The following is a 16,168-nucleotide window of genomic DNA, read 5'->3' on the forward strand; positions in this document are numbered from 1 at the left end:
ATTACTCAACCGTGACGGACTTTGCGAGGTTGCGCGGCTGGTCTACATCTGTGCCCAAATGCACAGCCGTATGATACGCCAGTAATTGAATAGCAATCGACATGATTATGGGTGCAACGAAGCTATCAGAGCTTGGTATGACGATGGTTTCGCTCGCCATATTACCAGCACTTTTTGCGCCGATATCATCGGTAATTAAAATAATTCGCGCACCGCGAGAAGCCACTTCTTGTAAATTGGAAATCGTTTTTTCAAAGAGCGGATCATAGGGCGCGATGACGATCACGGGCGTCCCGTCCTCGATCAACGCGATGGGCCCATGTTTAAGTTCGCCAGCCGCATAGCCTTCTGCGTGAATGTAACTAATTTCTTTTAATTTCAATGCGCCCTCAAGCGCGATCGGGACCTGGCTGCCACGGCCTAAGTAAAATGCGCTGCGTGACTTGGATAACTCAAATGCGATCTGTTCGACTTGTGCATCTAATTCTAGCGCCTCTTTAATCTTGCGCGGTGTTTTAATTAATGCGCGGGCTAAACGAATCTCGGCATCACGCGACAAGTCTTTGCGAGATTTCGCGGCCGACAAAGCGAGCGAGGCGAGGGCAGTTAATTGTGAGGTAAAAGCCTTCGTCGAAGCGACTCCAATCTCTGGCCCCGCATTGATAGGCAGTGCAATATCAGCCTCGCGGGCCATGGTGGATGTCATGACATTTACAAGCGCTGCAGTCCTAACGCCGTGGTCTTTGCAATAACGCAGTGCTGCCAAGGTGTCCGCAGTTTCGCCTGATTGGGACACCGCGATAAATAACGATTTGGGTGATAAGACTGGCTGCCGATAACGAAATTCTGAGGCGACATCAACATCCACGGCAATGCCTGCTAATTGCTCAAACCAGTATTTTGCAACCATGGCCGCATAACATGCCGTCCCGCAGGCGATAATAACAATGCGGTCATATTCTGAAAAGTTCAAACCCTCAGGCAAGTCTGCAGTTAAATTAAATTCGTCCACATAATTCGCGAGCGTGCGGCCGACGGTCTCTGGCTGCTCATAGATTTCTTTGAGCATAAAGTGGCGGTAATTCCCTTTCTCCGCCATGGCAGGGCCGCCAGAAATAATGGTTTCTGCACGCGTTACGGACGCGCCAGACTTGTCAAAAATATCTACGCTATCAGGGCTTAGGATCGCCCAATCGCCCTCTTCCAAATAGATCAAACGATTGGTGAGCTGCGCCAGAGCCATAGCGTCAGAGCCAAGATACATTTCATCATCGCCGATCCCAATCGCCAGCGGTGATCCTGCGCGGGCACAGAAAATTTGGTCTTTGACGCCGTCGATAATGACGCCAAAAGCATACGCGCCTCTGAGCTTTTTCAGGCAATCTTGAAACGCGGCTTTGGAGTCTAACCCCCGTGTCAGGGCATCATCAATTAAATGCGCCACAACTTCGGTATCCGTTTCCGTATGAAAATGATTGTCCGGCAAACTTGCGCGAAGCTCTAAGAAATTCTCGATAATACCGTTATGTACAACGCCGACGCGGCCGAAAAAATGCGGATGGGCGTTGGTCTCATTGGGGACGCCATGCGTGGCCCAACGCGTGTGAGCTATGCCTGTATGGCCGTCGATCATGCCGTCTTTAAGCTTGGCTTCGAGGGATTTGATCTTTCCCTCGGCGCGTTCACGCTTCAATTCACCGCCATCCAAAATGGCAATGCCAGAGCTGTCATAGCCGCGATATTCCAGCCGCTTGAGACCTTCTACGAGGCGTTCTGTGACCGTGCTACGGCCTGCAATTCCAATTATTCCGCACATACCCGAATGACCTTCAGCCTGAATTGTCGCAACTTATACCTGTTAGGGCTTAAAATAAGCCTTAAAATGTCAGGGAAAAGGCGCTTTCAGGGCAGGGCGAGTTAGGCGTCGACTTCTGCGTCAATATCGGCGCTCCATTCGCCCAAACTGGCGAGGCCGTTCATCTTGGCGCGGTGATTGAAGGCGAGCTGCGCCGCATCATAATTCTCGGCTTTACCTTGCCACGCAAAGAGCGCGGATTGCTGCAGAGCGCGACCGTAGGAATATGTCAGTTTCCACGGGAAACCGCCAATTTTGTTCATCATATCAAGGTTGCGCGTCGCTTCTTCATTTTCTTGACCGCCCGATAGGAAGGCGACACCCGGCACCGCAGACGGCACAGTGTCTTTGAGGACCTTGATCGTGCGTTCTGCAATTTCCTCCCGAGAGGGCTGGTCTTTGCATTTCTTGCCCGCGACGACCATGTTCGGTTTAAGGATCGTGCCTTCGAGGGCGACGCCTTGTTCGTATAGTTCGGTGAAGAGCGAATTGAGGGTTTTTTCCGTGACTTCGTGACAGCGCTCAACGGAGTGATAACCGCCCATGAGGATTTCTGGTTCGACAATCGGGACAATATTCGCTTCTTGGCAGAGCGCGGCGTAGCGGCCTAACGCGTGTGTGTTGGCTTTGATGCCGCCGCGGCTTGGCGTCATGCCGACATATTGATCGGGATGCGAAATTTCGATGACCGCCCGCCATTTCGCAAAGCGCGCACCTAACTCGTAATATTCCGCTAATCGCTCGCGTAGACCATCCAGCCCTTGCGTGATTGTTTCACCAGGGCGACCCGCGAGCGGGGTGATGCCCATATCGACCTTGATGCCCGGTATTGCCCCTGCGTCTTCAATCAGTTTGCGGAAGGGCGTGCCGTCTTTGGCAGACTGGCGAATGGTTTCATCATATAAAATAACGCCAGAGATATGGTCATTCATGGCTGTTTCTGTGCGGAACAACATTTCGCGCCAATCTCGGCGGTTGGTCTCATTATTTTCCGTGTTGATCGAGGCAAAGCGCTTCCCGATTGTGCCCGTGCTTTCATCCGCTGCGAGGATGCCTTTGCCAGGCTCCACCATACGAACGGCGATATCGTGTAATGCTGCCAGATCCATTGTATTCACTCCGATTTATTTTTTCAAAATTTCGACGCCAGGAAGGGTTTTGCCCTCCATCCATTCAAGAAACGCGCCACCTGCTGTGCTGATAAAGGTAAAGTCGTCTGCCGCGCCTGCGTGTTTCATGGCCGAGACAGTATCGCCGCCACCCGCAACGGCGATGATCTTACCGTCTTTACAGCGTTCGCCTGCATATTTTGCGCATTCGACAGTGCTAGTATCAAACGGCGTAATTTCAAACGCGCCAAGCGGGCCGTTCCAGATTAACGTGTTGCTGGCATCAATAGCGTCAAGGATTTTCGTCACCGTATCGGGGCCAGCGTCTAAGATCATCTCGTCAGACTTAACTTCGTTCAAGCCACATACACGATGAGGCGCGTTGGCTGCGAAGGCTTCTGCTGCGACGACGTCTACGGGCAGAATAATCTCGCAATTTTCGCGTTTCGCCGTTGCCATCATTTGCAGCGCGGTGTCTTTGAGGTCTTTCTCACAAAGCGACCCGCCAACGCTGTGGCCTTGTGCGAATAAAAACGTATTCGCCATGCCACCGCCAATCACGAGCGTGTCGAGCTTTGACACCAGATTTTGCAGGAGATCAATTTTCGTCGACACTTTCGCCCCACCAACGATGCCCATTACGGGCGGTTTGGGATGGTCTAGCGCTTGGCTGATATGATCTAATTCCCGCTCCATGGCGAGGCCAGCATAGGCCGGCAGAAACTCGGCAATGCCCGCACTGCTGGCGTGATCACGATGGGCCGCAGAGAACGCGTCCATGACGAATATATCGCCGAGCGCTGCGAACTTCTTGGCCAGCGCGGGATCACTCTTGGTTTCGCCTGCGTGAAAGCGGGTGTTTTCCATCAAAACGACCGTCGAGGGGGGTAGGTTTTTTAACGCATCTGCTTCTAGCGAGGCTGAGAAATGTACCTCACTGTCCAAACGCTTTGCGAGGGCGTCGGCCATGAAGCGCAGAGAGTTTTCCGTGTCGGGCTCTCCCTTTGGGCGGCCAAAATGGCTTAGCAAGACAACGCGCGCACCTGCGTCTTGCAAATGGCGTATTGTGGGTAGCGCCGTGTTGATCCGTGTGTCGTCGGTGATCTTCCCGCTCGCGTCGCGGGGGACGTTGAAATCCACGCGGATAAGGGCAGTTTTATTGTTGAGGTCGGCATCTTCTAGGCGGCGAAAATCCATATCAGTCTTTCTGGTTAGGCAAAATTCAATTAGGCAGATTCTGCCTGTACGCGTCCCATTTCACGGGCCACATCAATCATACGGTTGGCGAAACCCCATTCATTGTCATACCACGCGATGACTTTAACAAGGTCGCCTTCTAGCACTTTCGTCAGCAAGCTGGCAAATGTTGCCGAATTGGGATCATGGTTCAAATCAGAGCTAACAAGCGGGTTTTCGGAATAGCAAATTACGCCCTTCATCGGGCCTTTGGCGGCCTCGCGCATATAGCCATTGATCTCTTCAGCGGTCGTTTTCAACTCAGGCTGGAAAGCGAGGTCGATCATGGAGACATTGGCTGTCGGCACACGCACGGCAGAGCCCGACAATTTGCCGTCCAATTCAGGTATCACGAGGCCCACCGCTTTGGCTGCCCCCGTGCTGGTCGGAATCATGTTCAAGCCAGCGGCGCGGGCTCGGTAGAGGTCTTTGTGGGAATTGTCCAAAATCCGCTGATCTTGCGTGTAGCTATGAACCGTGGTCATAAATCCGCGACGGATACCCACCGTCTCCATCAAGACTTTGGCAACTGGCGCGAGGCAATTCGTGGTGCAAGACGCGCAAGATACAACAGTGTCGCTGGCCATCAGATCAGCATGATTGACGCCGTAAACGATCGTCTTATCAACATCTTGACCTGGTGCGGAGATTAGCACTGACTTTGCGCCAGCATCAAAATGCGGTTGCACTGTCTCGCGGGAGCGAAAAATACCCGTACATTCCATGACCACATCGACGTCTAATTCACCCCACTTGCAGTCAGCGGGATTGCGGTGGTGGCTCATGTGAACACGGCCGCGCCCGAAATCAATCCAGTCATCTTCCGTAGTAACTGTGGTCCCAAACCGCCCATGAACACTGTCATATCTTAGCAAATGCACGGATGTTTCCAGCGCGCCAGGTGAGTTTATGGCCACCAATTCGACATCTTTAATATCGTATTCATGGAGTGCGCGCGCGACGAGACGCCCAATACGGCCAAAGCCGTTAATCGCAATTCTGAGTGCCATTCTGCCAAGGCCCTTTTTCTGCTTTGCGAACGACTTGAAGGTGCGCGGCGTAACAGTCAATAATTTATACTTGTTTGAAGGCAATTCTTGCGCCAATCTAGGGAAAATTCATTGGATTGTTCGGATATTATGACTGACAGCGCTGACATGAAGACTGCCCAACAACGGCTACAATCGGCCTTGAAGAGTTTGGAGGGTTCCATCAACCCGCTCTTGGCCAAAGTGAGTCGTTTGGAAGATAAGGCGCAAGAGGCTGGCAACTTCTCGGAAGATCGCGCACGGCTAGCGACGGAGCTAGATGAAACCAAATCAAAACTGGCTGAAGCTGAGACAGAAATGGCGCAGCGCGAGGCCAAATTCACAGAGCTGGCAGACGAAACAACAGCAGAGCTGGACCGTGTCATCAGGCAAGTTCGCGCAGCTTTGGGGCATGAGGACTAAAGATATGGGCAAAGTCAGTTTGAACATAAATGGCCGCAAATACGGTATGGGCTGCGAGGACGGCGAAGAAGAACGCTTGATCCGATTGGGACAAAAACTCGATGATCGTGTGAACCTTATGGCCAATCAGTTCGGGCAGATCGGCGATATTCGCCTTATGGTCATGGCGGGAATCACGCTGTTGGATGAATTAGAAGACATCAATTCCAATGTCGATGCACAAGTCGACTTGAAAACGGGCCAGTTGCGGTCTGAAAATACACAGCTCATTACGTCGCTCACCCGCACAGAGACCAAATCTGTCAATGCGTTGGAAAGCGCAGCCGAAAAAATAGAACGACTTGTCGCACGTCTTTCTGAGGGTGATCCGTAAATCTCTATTGCAAAACCATGTATTCGCGCCCACATAGCGCAAGACGGTTTCTGCGGGTTTCGTGAGCGGCACTAATCCACCGGACCTTAATATACTCCTCGGGAGCTGGCTCTGCGTAGACCGTGGTCTGCGTAATTCCGGCACCCACTTGAACTACTGGTTCACGAGGATTCTTAAGCTTCCACGGACCAGGTGGGGCCGTCACTTTTCCTCTCAAAACTATATTCATCTAGGCTGAAACTCGAAGTTTCGCTTGAATTAATCGCCTTTTGCGCGGCAAGAGGGCGTTATGACATCAATCGCTGATCAAAAAACTGCCGCTCGCAGGACTGCTAGAAACCGAAGGCGCCATGCCGCCAAAGAACACTGCGCTACGGCACCCATAGAAGTGATTAATCACTTACAAAATCCTGTATTCGCATCGATGCTCACGAAACCTTTAGTTATAGGGGGAATTTGGCCACTGAAGAACGAAATTGATCCAAGGCCATTGATGCAATCTCTTCACGCGCAAGGATATACGCTGTCCCTGCCTTGCACGCCTACGGTTGGACAGCCTTTGACGTTTCGTGCGTGGTCGCCGGGCGACGCATTGAAAGAAGGCCCGTATGACACGCGGGAGCCCTTTCCTGACAAAGCTGAAGTTCTCCCAACGCTCGTGCTTGTGCCGATGCTCGCCTTCACAATGACAGGCAAGCGGCTCGGCTATGGCGGCGGGTTTTATGACCGCACACTGGCAACCTTAAAGTCGCGCCATGATGTTTTTGCTTGCGGCATCGCCTATGCTGCGCAAGAAGCCCCCGACTTGCCGACGGATGAATTTGACCATCGGCTCGACGGGATTTTGACGGAACAGTATTTTAAGGCTTTTTAATGCGTTTAGCTTTTTTGGAGATGTTGTGGGGCGTGCGGATCGTCACGCCGTGGTGCGACATTTGCCGCGCTTGCGCGGTGATCTGGGACTAGACGCCGTTGTGATCAACGCCGAAAATGCAGCGGGTGGTTTTGGCATCACGCAAAGCACAGCGGATGAATTGTTTGAAGCGGGTGCAGATGTTCTAACTCTCGGCAATCACAGCTTTGACCAAGCCCAAGGTATTCGCGTGATTGAAAACGAGCCGCGCCTCCTGCGCCCCTGCAACTATCCGCAAGGCCAAGTGCCTGGACGTGGGGCGGGGTTATTTAATGTCAAAGGCTATAACTTGCTCGTCATCAATGTTCATGGCCGCGTATTCATGGACGCCTTGGATGATCCTTTCGTTGCCGTAGAGCGCGAGTTAAATGCAGCGCCGCTAGGCGATGTGGCAGACGCTGTGCTGGTTGATATGCATGCGGAAGCTACGTCAGAAAAAAACGCCATGGGCTATTTTTGTGATGGCCGCGCGAGCCTCGTTGTAGGCACGCATCAACACGTGCCGACAGCGGATGCGCGTATTTTGCCTGACGGTACAGCCTATCAAACGGATGCTGGTATGTGTGGTGATTATAACTCGATCATCGGGATGCAAACAGAAGAGCCGCTACGGCGCTTCACAACCCGTATGCGAGGCGGGCGTTTTGAGCCCGCCACAGGAGACGGCACGTTATGTGGTGTGTTTGTTCAAACAAATGCTAGAGGTCTCGCGGACCGTATTGAGCCTATCCGTGTCGGAGGGCAACTCGCTAAACAAGTGCCTGTGGTTTAGTCAGCCTTAAGCCGTTTGAGATAAAATTCTTTATCGACCACGCCTTCGAGCACCTTGGGGTCAATCGTGAGGTCGCCACCAGTTTGATGCAAGACGCTAACGTCACCTGTCGTTTCGGCAATGACCGCTTCGACTTCGTCAAAATTAAGCGCATTGGCCTCTCTAAGTTTTGCGATCAGGTCACCGCGCGTCATCTTCGCCTTCTTTAGCTGGACATCATTGATAACGCCGCGGGCCATGATCAAGCGCGCTGAATTGCCTGTCATCTGATTAAACCAAGTCCATTGCCGCCGCGCAGTCGCAAATATAAATTGGATCACAAATAACGAAGTGAGGGCGAGAAGGCCCTGCAGCACGGGGGGATCTTTGGCCATAACAATGCTGGCGAGGATTGAGCCAAACGCCACTGTTACAGCAAAATCAAAGCCGCTCATTTTTGAAAAACTACGTATGCCAAATATTCGCGTTAGCGCAACGAGGCCAAGATAGGTCAAAATAACGCTAACTAAAACGCCCGCAATCGCCGTTGGTGGTAGAAAAATCCAGTCTGTCATAACAACCCTCCTAAACAAGCTACGCCTTGGGGTCGTGATCGTTGCATTCAGCGTTCGGATAATCTCGTGCCGTTGCATCTTTGGGAGCAATCGCCTATTACGCCACAAATCGAATAATGAAAGAGGTTCCGCATGGCAGGTCACTCAAAATGGGCCAATATCCAACATCGCAAAGGGCGGCAGGATAAACTCCGTTCCAAGCTGTTTTCAAAGCTCGCAAAAGACATTGCGATTGCGTCAAAAATGGGCGGGCCAGACCCCGATATGAACCCGCGTCTGCGTTTGGCTGTGTCCAATGCGAAGGGCCAGTCCATGCCCAAAGACAACATCCAACGTGCGATTGATAAGGGTGCGGGCGGCGAAGGAGACGATTACGAAGAAGTCCGCTATGAAGGTTTCGGCCCCGGCGGCATCGGATTTATCGTCGAGGCTAGCACGGATAATCGTAACCGCGCAGCAATGGAAGTGCGCACAGCGTTTTCCAAAAATGGCGGCGCACTCGGCGAGACGGGCTCTGTTGCTTTTATGTTCGATCAAGTGGGCAAAATCGAATATCCGCTAGAGATCACCGATGAAGACGGCATGATGGAAGCCGCGATTGAAGCGGGTGCAGACGATGTGGAAACGGACGAGGCATCAGATGATCAATGGGACGAATATGAACCCGTTCATACGATCTGGACGCAGCGTGATGACCTTGGTTCTGTTGCCGCAGAGCTTGAGAAAAAATTCGGTGAAGCGAAGTCTGTCAACTTGGTCTGGAAAGGCCAGAACGAGATCGACAATCCCGAACATGCGGCCGCTGTCGTTCGTTTGACTGACGCTCTGGAAGATTGCGATGATGTCTCCACGGTCTTCCATAATTTCGACATGACAGACGAAGCGCTGGCGACATTGGAAGAAGACGAGTAAGCCAACTCGAAAATTAAATTAATTAATTCAAGGGAGCCACTGGCTCCCTTTTTATAACCAAAGCGCATTACATATAGCGAGAGCTATCCCAGACTTGCGCGAAGGGTTTAGACCGCCCGCTCGCTTGTATAATCATCAAATGTTCCCGTCCTAGATCACGAGGATTATCAACGCCGCAACTATGCGCAATCATCTCCACTTCTTTTTGCATCGTCTTGACATAGTTCATCACGCGGACGGCTTTGTTGGAGGGATCAAGGCCGCGTTGCAATCGCTTATCATGTGTTGTGATACCGGTAGGGCAAGTATTCTGATCACATTTCAGGGCTTGAATACAGCCCAGCGCGAACATGAAACCCCGACCCGCATTGACCAAATCTGCGCCAGCACAAAACGCCCATGCTACATCTGCAGAGGTAATTAATTTTCCAGACGCGATGATCACGATGCGGTCGCGGAGGCCTTTTTCGATCAGCAAGTCATCAATGAGCGGTAAGCTTTCACGGATCACCAAGCCGACATTATCAATAAGCGGCAGAGGCGCAGCCCCCGTCCCGCCATCCCCGCTATCGACCGTTACAAAATCAGGCGCACTATCTTTGCCGCGCTTGTTGATCAAATCCATCAATTCGATAATCGGTGTGATATTTCCGACAACAAATTTAATGCCGACGGGACGCTTAGACACACGGCGGACTTGCGCGATTAAGTCGAGCAATTCCTCTGGTGTACCCGCATCGACATGGCGGTTGGGAGAGAGTGCGCTTTCACCTTCTTTGATGCCACGGATTTCTGCGATTTCTGCGGTCACTTTTTTGCCTGGCAGAATCCCGCCCTTGCCAGGTTTCGCCCCCTGCGACAGTTTAATCTCAATCATTTTGATGTCTGGGTTTTCGCAGAGTTTGGCGAGCTTGGCCTCATTGAGTGTCGCGTCATCATTCCGTGCGCCGAACTTAGCTGTGCCGAGTTGATAAACAATGTCACATTCCCCTTCGAGGTGATAAGGCGACACTCCACCTTCGCCCGTATTGAGCCAACACCCCGCCATTTGCGCCCCGTGGGATAGCGCTTGGATCGCGGGCTTGGATAGGCTGCCATAGCTCATAGCGGAGATATTAAAGATGCTGGTCGGCTTATAAGGATTAGGGCTGTCTGGACCGATGACGAGCGGCGCTTCGCATTTATCCTCAGTATCGAGTTTCGGAAACAAGCCATTTGCAAAAATAGAGGTGCCTGGCACGAGGCGCTTGGTTGAGCCGAACGGCACGACATCACTGCCGTCCTTGGACACATGATAAACCCAATCGCGTTCCGCGCGGTTAAACGGCATTTCCTCGCGGTCCATAGCGAAGAAATATTGGCGGAAAAACTCACCTAGCTTTGAAAACAATTCTCTAAACCGTCCGAGAACAGGATAGTTTCGACGCACCGCATCTTTGACCTGAAGAACATCAATCACAAAAAACACGACGGCGATAAGAACCAAGGCTCCGATCACGAACAAGAAGAGAGAGCCGAGGAGGTTCAATCCGCGCATGGCAAAACTGGTAGCCTCTTCCATCATTGTTTGATCATCGGGAAGTGATGCGGTGGCTTGCAAGATTAGCGTGGTCAACATCGGTGTTGCTCCTTTAAGACCGTTTTACTATGGCGCGGCGAGGCACATCTCGCAAGCCATAGCTCTGTCGGCTAGATAAGACTCAAGCGCCTATACCCGAAATTCAAGGCTAGACGCCGCGACGTATCCTTGCGAGACTAAGATAACTGTGGGAGTCGTGCCATGAAATGGCTGTTTAGAATTATAGGCATAATATTATTGGCATTTATCGGCCTTTGCATAGTCGGATACTTCTTACCTGCCAAACAATCGATAGAACGGTCTGTCCAAATCAAAGCCTACCCCGAAGAGATTTTCCCCTATCTCAACGACCTGACGCGTTATCCGCAATGGTCAGTCTTGCATGCCGCGATCGGAGACGCAGACATCGCTTATGGCGGGGCGCATGAGGGCGTGGGGCAATCTATGGCGTGGCAGGGTAGCAGCAGCGCGTTTGCTTATGGATCTCAGGAGATTGTGCAAAGTCAGGCGGGAGAGTTTGTCTTATTAAATATCAACCTGGCGGGGTTAGACGCCGTCGCCACACATGCGATCCAATCCCATGAGGGCGAGGAATATGTTACGGTACTAACTAAATCTGAAATTGATCTGGGTGGCTTCCCCTATTTGGGCCGCATTGCCGGCAAAATGAATTTGAAAAGCCGAGAAGCTCAATACGATCGGGCGCTAGAAAACCTAAAAACAACCGTAGAGCTAGGCGTCCAGTAGCCTATTCCTCTGGCGGCGGCAGGAGGTCTAATTTCCACTTATCTGGATCAGGGGCATCTGCGTCTGGCAATTCGATTGTATCGAAATGCTTGTTTTGCGAACGAATAGGATTGTTGCGGAACTGATTATTAAACCCTCCAATGTCGTCTAGGACAGTTGTAGAGGGGCCGCCATTATTGATCGAGTTGCCGCCTATTTCAGGCGCAAGTTGTCTCTGCGTCCCCATAGTACGGCTTGTGGCGGATACTCCCGGACCACGGTCTGTCCCGCGACCTGCCAGCCCGTTAAAGCTCTCAAACCCCGTCGCATCACGTCCTTTGAAACGGCGCAGATATTCAGGACATTCCAAGTGAGTTTTGCCCGCTTCGCGACACCGAATGTCGATTGTTAGACCGTCATAGCCCTTGCCAGGGGAGTTTCCGTAAGAGCCTGGCGCGAGAGTCCAGCCTGAATTACCAGGCGAATTGCGGCGCATACCGCCACCAGGTGGATTGGCGATATTGCCGCCACCGCTGCTAGGGCCAGCGATAGCTGGGTTTCGCGGCGCTCCGCCTGCACCGGGGTTTGTCGGCCTAAGCGGGCGGTCTTTTTTCAATAAATCCAAAAACGGATCAGATTGTGACTGCGGTACAGCCTTTTGCAATTCCTCCGAACTTGTCGGCGCGTCTGGCGAGGCCAAGACTGTTGGCGCTGTCGTCACCACGGGTGTGTCAGGCGTAATGGTCTCAACCTTTGGCGGCTCAATCGTCGGTGTTGGCGCTGGCGTAGGGGCGGGCGGCACGATTTCAGGCTCTGGCAGCGGCGGCAGATCTGCGAGATCAGGTAAGTCTGGCAGAGGTTCTTCGATTACAGGTCCAGGAGCTGGTGGTTGCTCGGTGGGTTGCGGCGTAACAAATGGGGTTGGGTCTGGCGCAATGTCTGGTTCTGGCAGAGGCTCGAAAATCTCAATCTCGACCTCGGGTTCTGGTTCTGGCGCAGGGGGAATATAGGGCCGCCACTCGGAGGGTTGTGGTTCTGGATCAGGCACAATCGGCTCTTGAATAATAGGCTCAGGCTGAGGCTCAAAGATTTCCACGATCGGCTCAGGTTCGGGTTCCGGTGGAGCTGGCTCAATGACGGGTTCGATCACAGGCTCAGGCAGCGGCTCGGGAATAATTTCGGGCAGAGGTTCAAGAATAACTTCAGGTTCAGGCTCCACGATCTCTTGCGCCAAAATCTCTGGCGGCGGGGGGAGGCGGCGTTGGTTCTGGCTCTGGTTCAGGTGTGGGAGGCGGAGGTGTCGGAGCAGGCTGCGGAGTAGGTTGAGGACGCGGCTTTGGCTTCACACGCGGGGCCGTCGCAGGCGCTGGCACAGCGGGTCGCAGATCAACCTCTGGCGGAGGCGGCGTTTCCTCAACAGGGGCGAGTTCCTCAAAACTGACGATCTGCACAGGGATCGGGTCAGGCTCATCAGGTTTAAGATCAGGGACAATGAAATTCGATGATAGGGCGAAGACAAGTGCGACATGAATAGCAAAGACAAGCGCGATAATGGAGGTAACGCGCTGCGCATCATCATCAAAGAAATCCGATATCGGATCATCATCGTGATAGGGCGAAAAGTTCGCATAGAATGTGACGGGCATTGTCAAAGGGTGGCGACTCTTCAAAGTTGAAGCTCTAGCCTAGTCGCTCCTACCTCGCCCGCCAAGGGGGACGCTGCCATGAATTTGGGGGTGGCGGCTTAAATTTCGGTTAGACAGCCGCCGCCTTTTGGGGTGATTTACATAGATTGCGCGACGATCAGTAGGGCCGCAATTCCCAGCGTCCCGATCAAAACACACACTTCAAAGCTCAATTCTTTCGTCATCACATTCACCATCTTATTTTTCATCCTTATGGGCTTAAAACATGACGAGAATTTGGCGGTGCTGTGAATTCTTTGTAACGCTTTCTGGTGTTATCTAGGGCATTGGCCCCTCTGGATGAAGGTCGTGAGCCGTAGGTTTGGCCCGTGCGCGATTGCGCCATAGGATGATTGCCACGCCGCCCAGTGTCATAAGGCCACCAATGATGAAACCCTCAACCAGGGGTTCTTTGAGGATCAACACGCTACCAATGACTCCGATTAGCACCATGATAAGGCCAGACGGCGCGACCGTGTGTATCGGTAGACGCTGTAGCAGCCAGTAATAGCTAGCATGCGCCACAATGGACACGAGCAAGGTCGAATAAGTTAGCGCGGCCAAAAACGGCCAGCGCGTGTCAGGCGACGTAATCGCGCGGAGTTGATCTTGTTCAGTCAATAGGCTCAGCGGCCACAGGACAATCGTGCCAATGACTGCAAACCACGCGAGGAGTTGCAGAGGGCCGATGCCTTCGACCTTTTTGACAATGATTGCTCCAATAGCTTCGCTCATCGCGGCGCAGGCCATAAACACAATCCCCAAGTGATAAAAAGGCCCCGCAGCCTCGCTTGGCTTTGACAGGCCGATAATCACAACACCCATAAAGGCGAGTGTCATGCCGAGTAAGCGCCACCCTCCGATCCGCTCTGACAGGAATATAACAGACAGCAAAATCGCAAATGGCATATAAAGCTCAATCGTAACGGCTGCCGCAGATGCTGTTGTCATCTTCATAGCAGGAAACATAAAGGCATAATTCAGCGCCCCATATCCTAACCCGCCAAGCAATACAGCGCGCATCTGTCCTCTATGCCATTTCAGGAATGGCAGCATGAGCAGCATGACAATCGTTGCGCGGCAGGCAGCGTAAAACAACGGATCGGCATTATTCTGCACCGTGAATTTCATTACGACGAAATGCAGCCCCCATGCGGTGCAAACCATTAGCAGAACAAAAAACTCTTTTATCGGCATAGTCGTCCCTGTGAGCGCTGGACGAATGATCCATCGCTGCCTATGGCTGACTTATAGGGAACTCGGATTGTAAAGAACAGCTATGACACATCTCTCTGATCGTATTTCGCGCGTTGCTACGTCCGCGACAATGGCGATGACGCAAGCGGCGCGTGATCTAAAAGCGCAGGGCCGCGACATCATAAGCTTGTCGGCTGGGGAACCTGATTTCGATACGCCTGTTCATATTCGGGACGCCGCCAAGGCGGCTATGGATGCAGGGCAGACACGCTACACGGCTGTTGACGGTATTGCCGAACTGAAAGCCGCGATTTCGGCGAAGTTTTCGCGCGATAACGGGCTAACCTATAGTGCCTCGCAGATTTCAGTCGCGCCCGGCGGAAAGCCTGTCATCTTTAACGCGCTGGCCGTCTTGGTCGGCGCAGGGGACGAGGTCATCGTGCCAGCGCCGTGCTGGGTCAGCTATCCCGAAATGGTGCGTCTGTGCGACGCAACGCCTATCATCGTGCCCTGCGGCGCAGACACAGATTATAAACTCACGCCCGATGCGTTGGCGGCGGCCATTACACCCCGTACAAAATGGCTTATGCTTAATTCTCCGTCTAACCCCACGGGCGCGGCTTACACGTCGAATGAATTAGAGGCGCTGGCAAATGTTTTGCGCGACCATCCGCAAATATTGATCCTTTGCGATGATATTTACGAGCATCTGGTTTATGATGATTTCAAATTCGCAACCATGGCAGAGGTCGCGCCTGACTTGTTCGAGCGCACGCTGACCATGAACGGCGTGTCAAAAGCTTACGCCATGACAGGGTGGCGAATTGGCTATGCGGGCGGGCCAGACTGGCTCATCGGCGCGATGCGCAAATATATCGGGCAGACAACCAGCAATCCCTGTTCGATCAGCCAATGGGCCGCCGTGGCCGCCTTGAACGGACCGCAAGATTTCTTGAATGACTGGCGCACCGCTTATGCCCGCCGCCGCGATATGATGGTGCAGCGACTAAACGGTATGAAAGGTTTGTCATGCCAAGCACCGCCGGGCGCTTTCTACGTGTTCGTCGACTGTTCAGCCGTGACAGATAATGACTCTGACTTGGCCATGTCATTATTACGAGAGCAAGGCGTCGCAACTGTGCCAGGGTCAGCCTTTCATGCGCCAGGGCATTTGCGTTTCTCCTATGCCGCGAGCGATGAAGAATTGCGCGAGGCGTGCGACAGATTAGAAGCACGGTTTGGCCGATTATCTTAATCGGAAAAAACGATGAAACCTATGGGTTGAATATCCGTTTTCCTTCCCAACATATGATGTAACAGGAGAGACTTATGGATATTAATATTGGCATTAGCGCGGAGAAACGCAAAGCCTCAGCCGAGGCCGTGCGCAAACTTATGGCGGACACTTATACGCTATATCTAAAAACGCATGGCTATCATTGGAACGTCGAAGGCCCGCATTTTCAGCAGCTCCATATTCAATTTATGGATCAATATACCGAGATGTGGACCGCCGTAGATGAGTTGGCAGAGCGCATCCGCGCGCTAGGATATTTGGCGCCTGCTTCCTATGCAGATATGGCGAAAATTTCGTCGATCAAAGAAGAAGATGGGACACCTGACTGGAAGACTATGGTCAAAAATCTTGCTCAAGGCCATGAACAAGTCGCCAAAACGGCGCGGGATGTCTTGCGCGTCGCAGAAGACGCTGGCGATGACGCGACCGCCGATGTAGTTGGCCCGCGCGTGACATTGCACGAGAAGACAGCTTGGATGTTGCGCGCCACGGCTAGCTAGGCACTGCGA

Annotated in this window: 17 protein-coding genes and 1 other RNA gene; 9 read left to right on the top strand and 9 right to left on the bottom strand. The window is 52.6% G+C overall.

Annotated elements, in window-relative coordinates:
- Position 1: 1 nt before the first annotated feature.
- From glmS to gap, 4 genes are all read right to left on the bottom strand, one after another.
- Positions 2–1,816: a glutamine--fructose-6-phosphate transaminase (isomerizing) gene (glmS, locus tag AB8615_RS02140; RefSeq protein WP_418152563.1), complete on the bottom strand. Its 1,815-nt coding sequence runs from the start codon at positions 1,814–1,816 to the stop codon at positions 2–4.
- A gap of 101 nt (positions 1,817–1,917) precedes the next feature.
- Complete coding sequence (locus AB8615_RS02145; RefSeq protein ID WP_409433306.1) at positions 1,918–2,964, bottom strand: class I fructose-bisphosphate aldolase; 1,047 nt, start codon at positions 2,962–2,964, stop codon at positions 1,918–1,920.
- 15 nt (positions 2,965–2,979) lie between these two features.
- Positions 2,980–4,161, bottom strand: coding sequence for a phosphoglycerate kinase (locus AB8615_RS02150; protein WP_409433307.1), 1,182 nt, complete (start codon positions 4,159–4,161; stop codon positions 2,980–2,982).
- A gap of 29 nt (positions 4,162–4,190) precedes the next feature.
- Positions 4,191–5,210, bottom strand: a complete 1,020-nt coding sequence (gene gap, locus AB8615_RS02155; RefSeq protein ID WP_409433308.1) for a type I glyceraldehyde-3-phosphate dehydrogenase — start codon at positions 5,208–5,210, stop codon at positions 4,191–4,193.
- A 129-nt stretch (positions 5,211–5,339) separates the two neighbouring features.
- On the opposite strand from gap, the gene AB8615_RS02160 reads away from it, so the two are divergent.
- The 5 genes from AB8615_RS02160 to AB8615_RS02175 all read left to right on the top strand — a co-directional run bounded on the left by AB8615_RS02160 (position 5,340) and on the right by AB8615_RS02175 (position 7,709).
- Entirely contained in the window at positions 5,340–5,651 is a 312-nt protein-coding gene (locus AB8615_RS02160) for a DUF4164 family protein (RefSeq protein WP_409433309.1), read from the top strand.
- A 4-nt stretch (positions 5,652–5,655) separates the two neighbouring features.
- On the top strand, positions 5,656–6,024 hold the full coding sequence (locus tag AB8615_RS02165) for a cell division protein ZapA (protein WP_409433310.1): 369 nt from the start codon (positions 5,656–5,658) through the stop codon (positions 6,022–6,024).
- 44 nt (positions 6,025–6,068) lie between these two features.
- Positions 6,069–6,227, top strand: a non-coding RNA gene (gene ssrS / locus AB8615_RS12565) — 6S RNA.
- 86 nt (positions 6,228–6,313) lie between these two features.
- Positions 6,314–6,898: a 5-formyltetrahydrofolate cyclo-ligase gene (locus tag AB8615_RS02170; RefSeq protein ID WP_409433311.1), complete on the top strand. Its 585-nt coding sequence runs from the start codon at positions 6,314–6,316 to the stop codon at positions 6,896–6,898.
- Complete coding sequence (locus AB8615_RS02175) at positions 6,882–7,709, top strand: TIGR00282 family metallophosphoesterase (protein ID WP_418153125.1); 828 nt, start codon at positions 6,882–6,884, stop codon at positions 7,707–7,709. Before AB8615_RS02170 ends, AB8615_RS02175 begins: the two co-directional genes overlap by 17 nt.
- Here the strand turns inward: AB8615_RS02175 and AB8615_RS02180 are convergent.
- A complete protein-coding gene (locus tag AB8615_RS02180) occupies positions 7,706–8,263 on the bottom strand; it encodes a DUF421 domain-containing protein (protein WP_409433313.1) in 558 nt (185 codons plus the stop codon). The genes AB8615_RS02175 and AB8615_RS02180 overlap by 4 nt on opposite strands.
- A gap of 132 nt (positions 8,264–8,395) precedes the next feature.
- On the opposite strand from AB8615_RS02180, the gene AB8615_RS02185 reads away from it, so the two are divergent.
- The gene (locus AB8615_RS02185) at positions 8,396–9,175 is read left to right on the top strand and encodes a YebC/PmpR family DNA-binding transcriptional regulator (RefSeq protein ID WP_409433314.1); all 780 of its coding nucleotides are present in this window, start codon (positions 8,396–8,398) and stop codon (positions 9,173–9,175) included.
- A 67-nt stretch (positions 9,176–9,242) separates the two neighbouring features.
- On the opposite strand, the gene AB8615_RS02190 is transcribed toward AB8615_RS02185, so the two are convergent.
- Positions 9,243–10,793 carry an FMN-binding glutamate synthase family protein gene (locus tag AB8615_RS02190; protein ID WP_409433315.1) on the bottom strand — a complete coding sequence of 517 codons (1,551 nt, stop codon included), beginning with the start codon at positions 10,791–10,793 and terminating at the stop codon, positions 9,243–9,245.
- A gap of 162 nt (positions 10,794–10,955) precedes the next feature.
- Here AB8615_RS02190 and AB8615_RS02195 point away from each other — a divergent pair, with 162 nt between their 5' ends.
- A complete protein-coding gene (locus AB8615_RS02195; protein ID WP_409433316.1) occupies positions 10,956–11,501 on the top strand; it encodes an SRPBCC family protein in 546 nt (181 codons plus the stop codon).
- Position 11,502: 1 nt separating this feature from the next.
- Here the strand turns inward: AB8615_RS02195 and AB8615_RS02200 are convergent, their stop codons facing one another.
- From AB8615_RS02200 to AB8615_RS02210, 3 genes are all read right to left on the bottom strand, one after another.
- Positions 11,503–12,699, bottom strand: a complete 1,197-nt coding sequence (locus AB8615_RS02200) for a hypothetical protein (protein WP_418152564.1) — start codon at positions 12,697–12,699, stop codon at positions 11,503–11,505.
- Positions 12,689–13,132 (bottom strand): hypothetical protein, encoded by a 444-nt coding sequence (locus AB8615_RS02205; protein ID WP_418152565.1) that lies wholly within the window; start codon positions 13,130–13,132, stop codon positions 12,689–12,691. The genes AB8615_RS02200 and AB8615_RS02205 overlap by 11 nt, the downstream gene beginning before the upstream one ends.
- Positions 13,133–13,444: 312 nt before the next feature.
- A complete protein-coding gene (locus AB8615_RS02210) occupies positions 13,445–14,362 on the bottom strand; it encodes a DMT family transporter (protein WP_409433318.1) in 918 nt (305 codons plus the stop codon).
- Positions 14,363–14,444: 82 nt separating this feature from the next.
- Between AB8615_RS02210 and AB8615_RS02215 the strand changes: the two genes are divergently transcribed.
- Positions 14,445–15,617: a pyridoxal phosphate-dependent aminotransferase gene (locus tag AB8615_RS02215; RefSeq protein WP_409433319.1), complete on the top strand. Its 1,173-nt coding sequence runs from the start codon at positions 14,445–14,447 to the stop codon at positions 15,615–15,617.
- Positions 15,618–15,691: 74 nt separating this feature from the next.
- The gene (locus AB8615_RS02220) at positions 15,692–16,159 is read left to right on the top strand and encodes a Dps family protein (protein ID WP_409433320.1); all 468 of its coding nucleotides are present in this window, start codon (positions 15,692–15,694) and stop codon (positions 16,157–16,159) included.
- Positions 16,160–16,168: the final 9 nt, after the last annotated feature.

This window comes from Litorimonas sp. RW-G-Af-16, from assembly GCF_048319245.1.
Classification (GTDB): Bacteria; Pseudomonadota; Alphaproteobacteria; order Caulobacterales; family Maricaulaceae; genus Litorimonas.

Coding starts and splice junctions, on each gene's coding strand:
- AB8615_RS02210 (WP_409433318.1), bottom strand. CDS start 14,362: ATGCCGATAAAAGAGTTTTTTGTTCTGCTAATGGTTTGCACCGCATGG.
- AB8615_RS02180 (WP_409433313.1), bottom strand. CDS start 8,263: ATGACAGACTGGATTTTTCTACCACCAACGGCGATTGCGGGCGTTTTA.
- AB8615_RS02170 (WP_409433311.1), top strand. CDS start 6,314: ATGACATCAATCGCTGATCAAAAAACTGCCGCTCGCAGGACTGCTAGA.
- AB8615_RS02190 (WP_409433315.1), bottom strand. CDS start 10,793: ATGTTGACCACGCTAATCTTGCAAGCCACCGCATCACTTCCCGATGAT.
- gap (WP_409433308.1), bottom strand. CDS start 5,210: ATGGCACTCAGAATTGCGATTAACGGCTTTGGCCGTATTGGGCGTCTC.
- AB8615_RS02145 (WP_409433306.1), bottom strand. CDS start 2,964: ATGGATCTGGCAGCATTACACGATATCGCCGTTCGTATGGTGGAGCCT.
- glmS (WP_418152563.1), bottom strand. CDS start 1,816: ATGTGCGGAATAATTGGAATTGCAGGCCGTAGCACGGTCACAGAACGC.
- AB8615_RS02160 (WP_409433309.1), top strand. CDS start 5,340: ATGACTGACAGCGCTGACATGAAGACTGCCCAACAACGGCTACAATCG.
- AB8615_RS02215 (WP_409433319.1), top strand. CDS start 14,445: ATGACACATCTCTCTGATCGTATTTCGCGCGTTGCTACGTCCGCGACA.
- AB8615_RS02220 (WP_409433320.1), top strand. CDS start 15,692: ATGGATATTAATATTGGCATTAGCGCGGAGAAACGCAAAGCCTCAGCC.
- AB8615_RS02185 (WP_409433314.1), top strand. CDS start 8,396: ATGGCAGGTCACTCAAAATGGGCCAATATCCAACATCGCAAAGGGCGG.
- AB8615_RS02195 (WP_409433316.1), top strand. CDS start 10,956: ATGAAATGGCTGTTTAGAATTATAGGCATAATATTATTGGCATTTATC.
- AB8615_RS02165 (WP_409433310.1), top strand. CDS start 5,656: ATGGGCAAAGTCAGTTTGAACATAAATGGCCGCAAATACGGTATGGGC.
- AB8615_RS02150 (WP_409433307.1), bottom strand. CDS start 4,161: ATGGATTTTCGCCGCCTAGAAGATGCCGACCTCAACAATAAAACTGCC.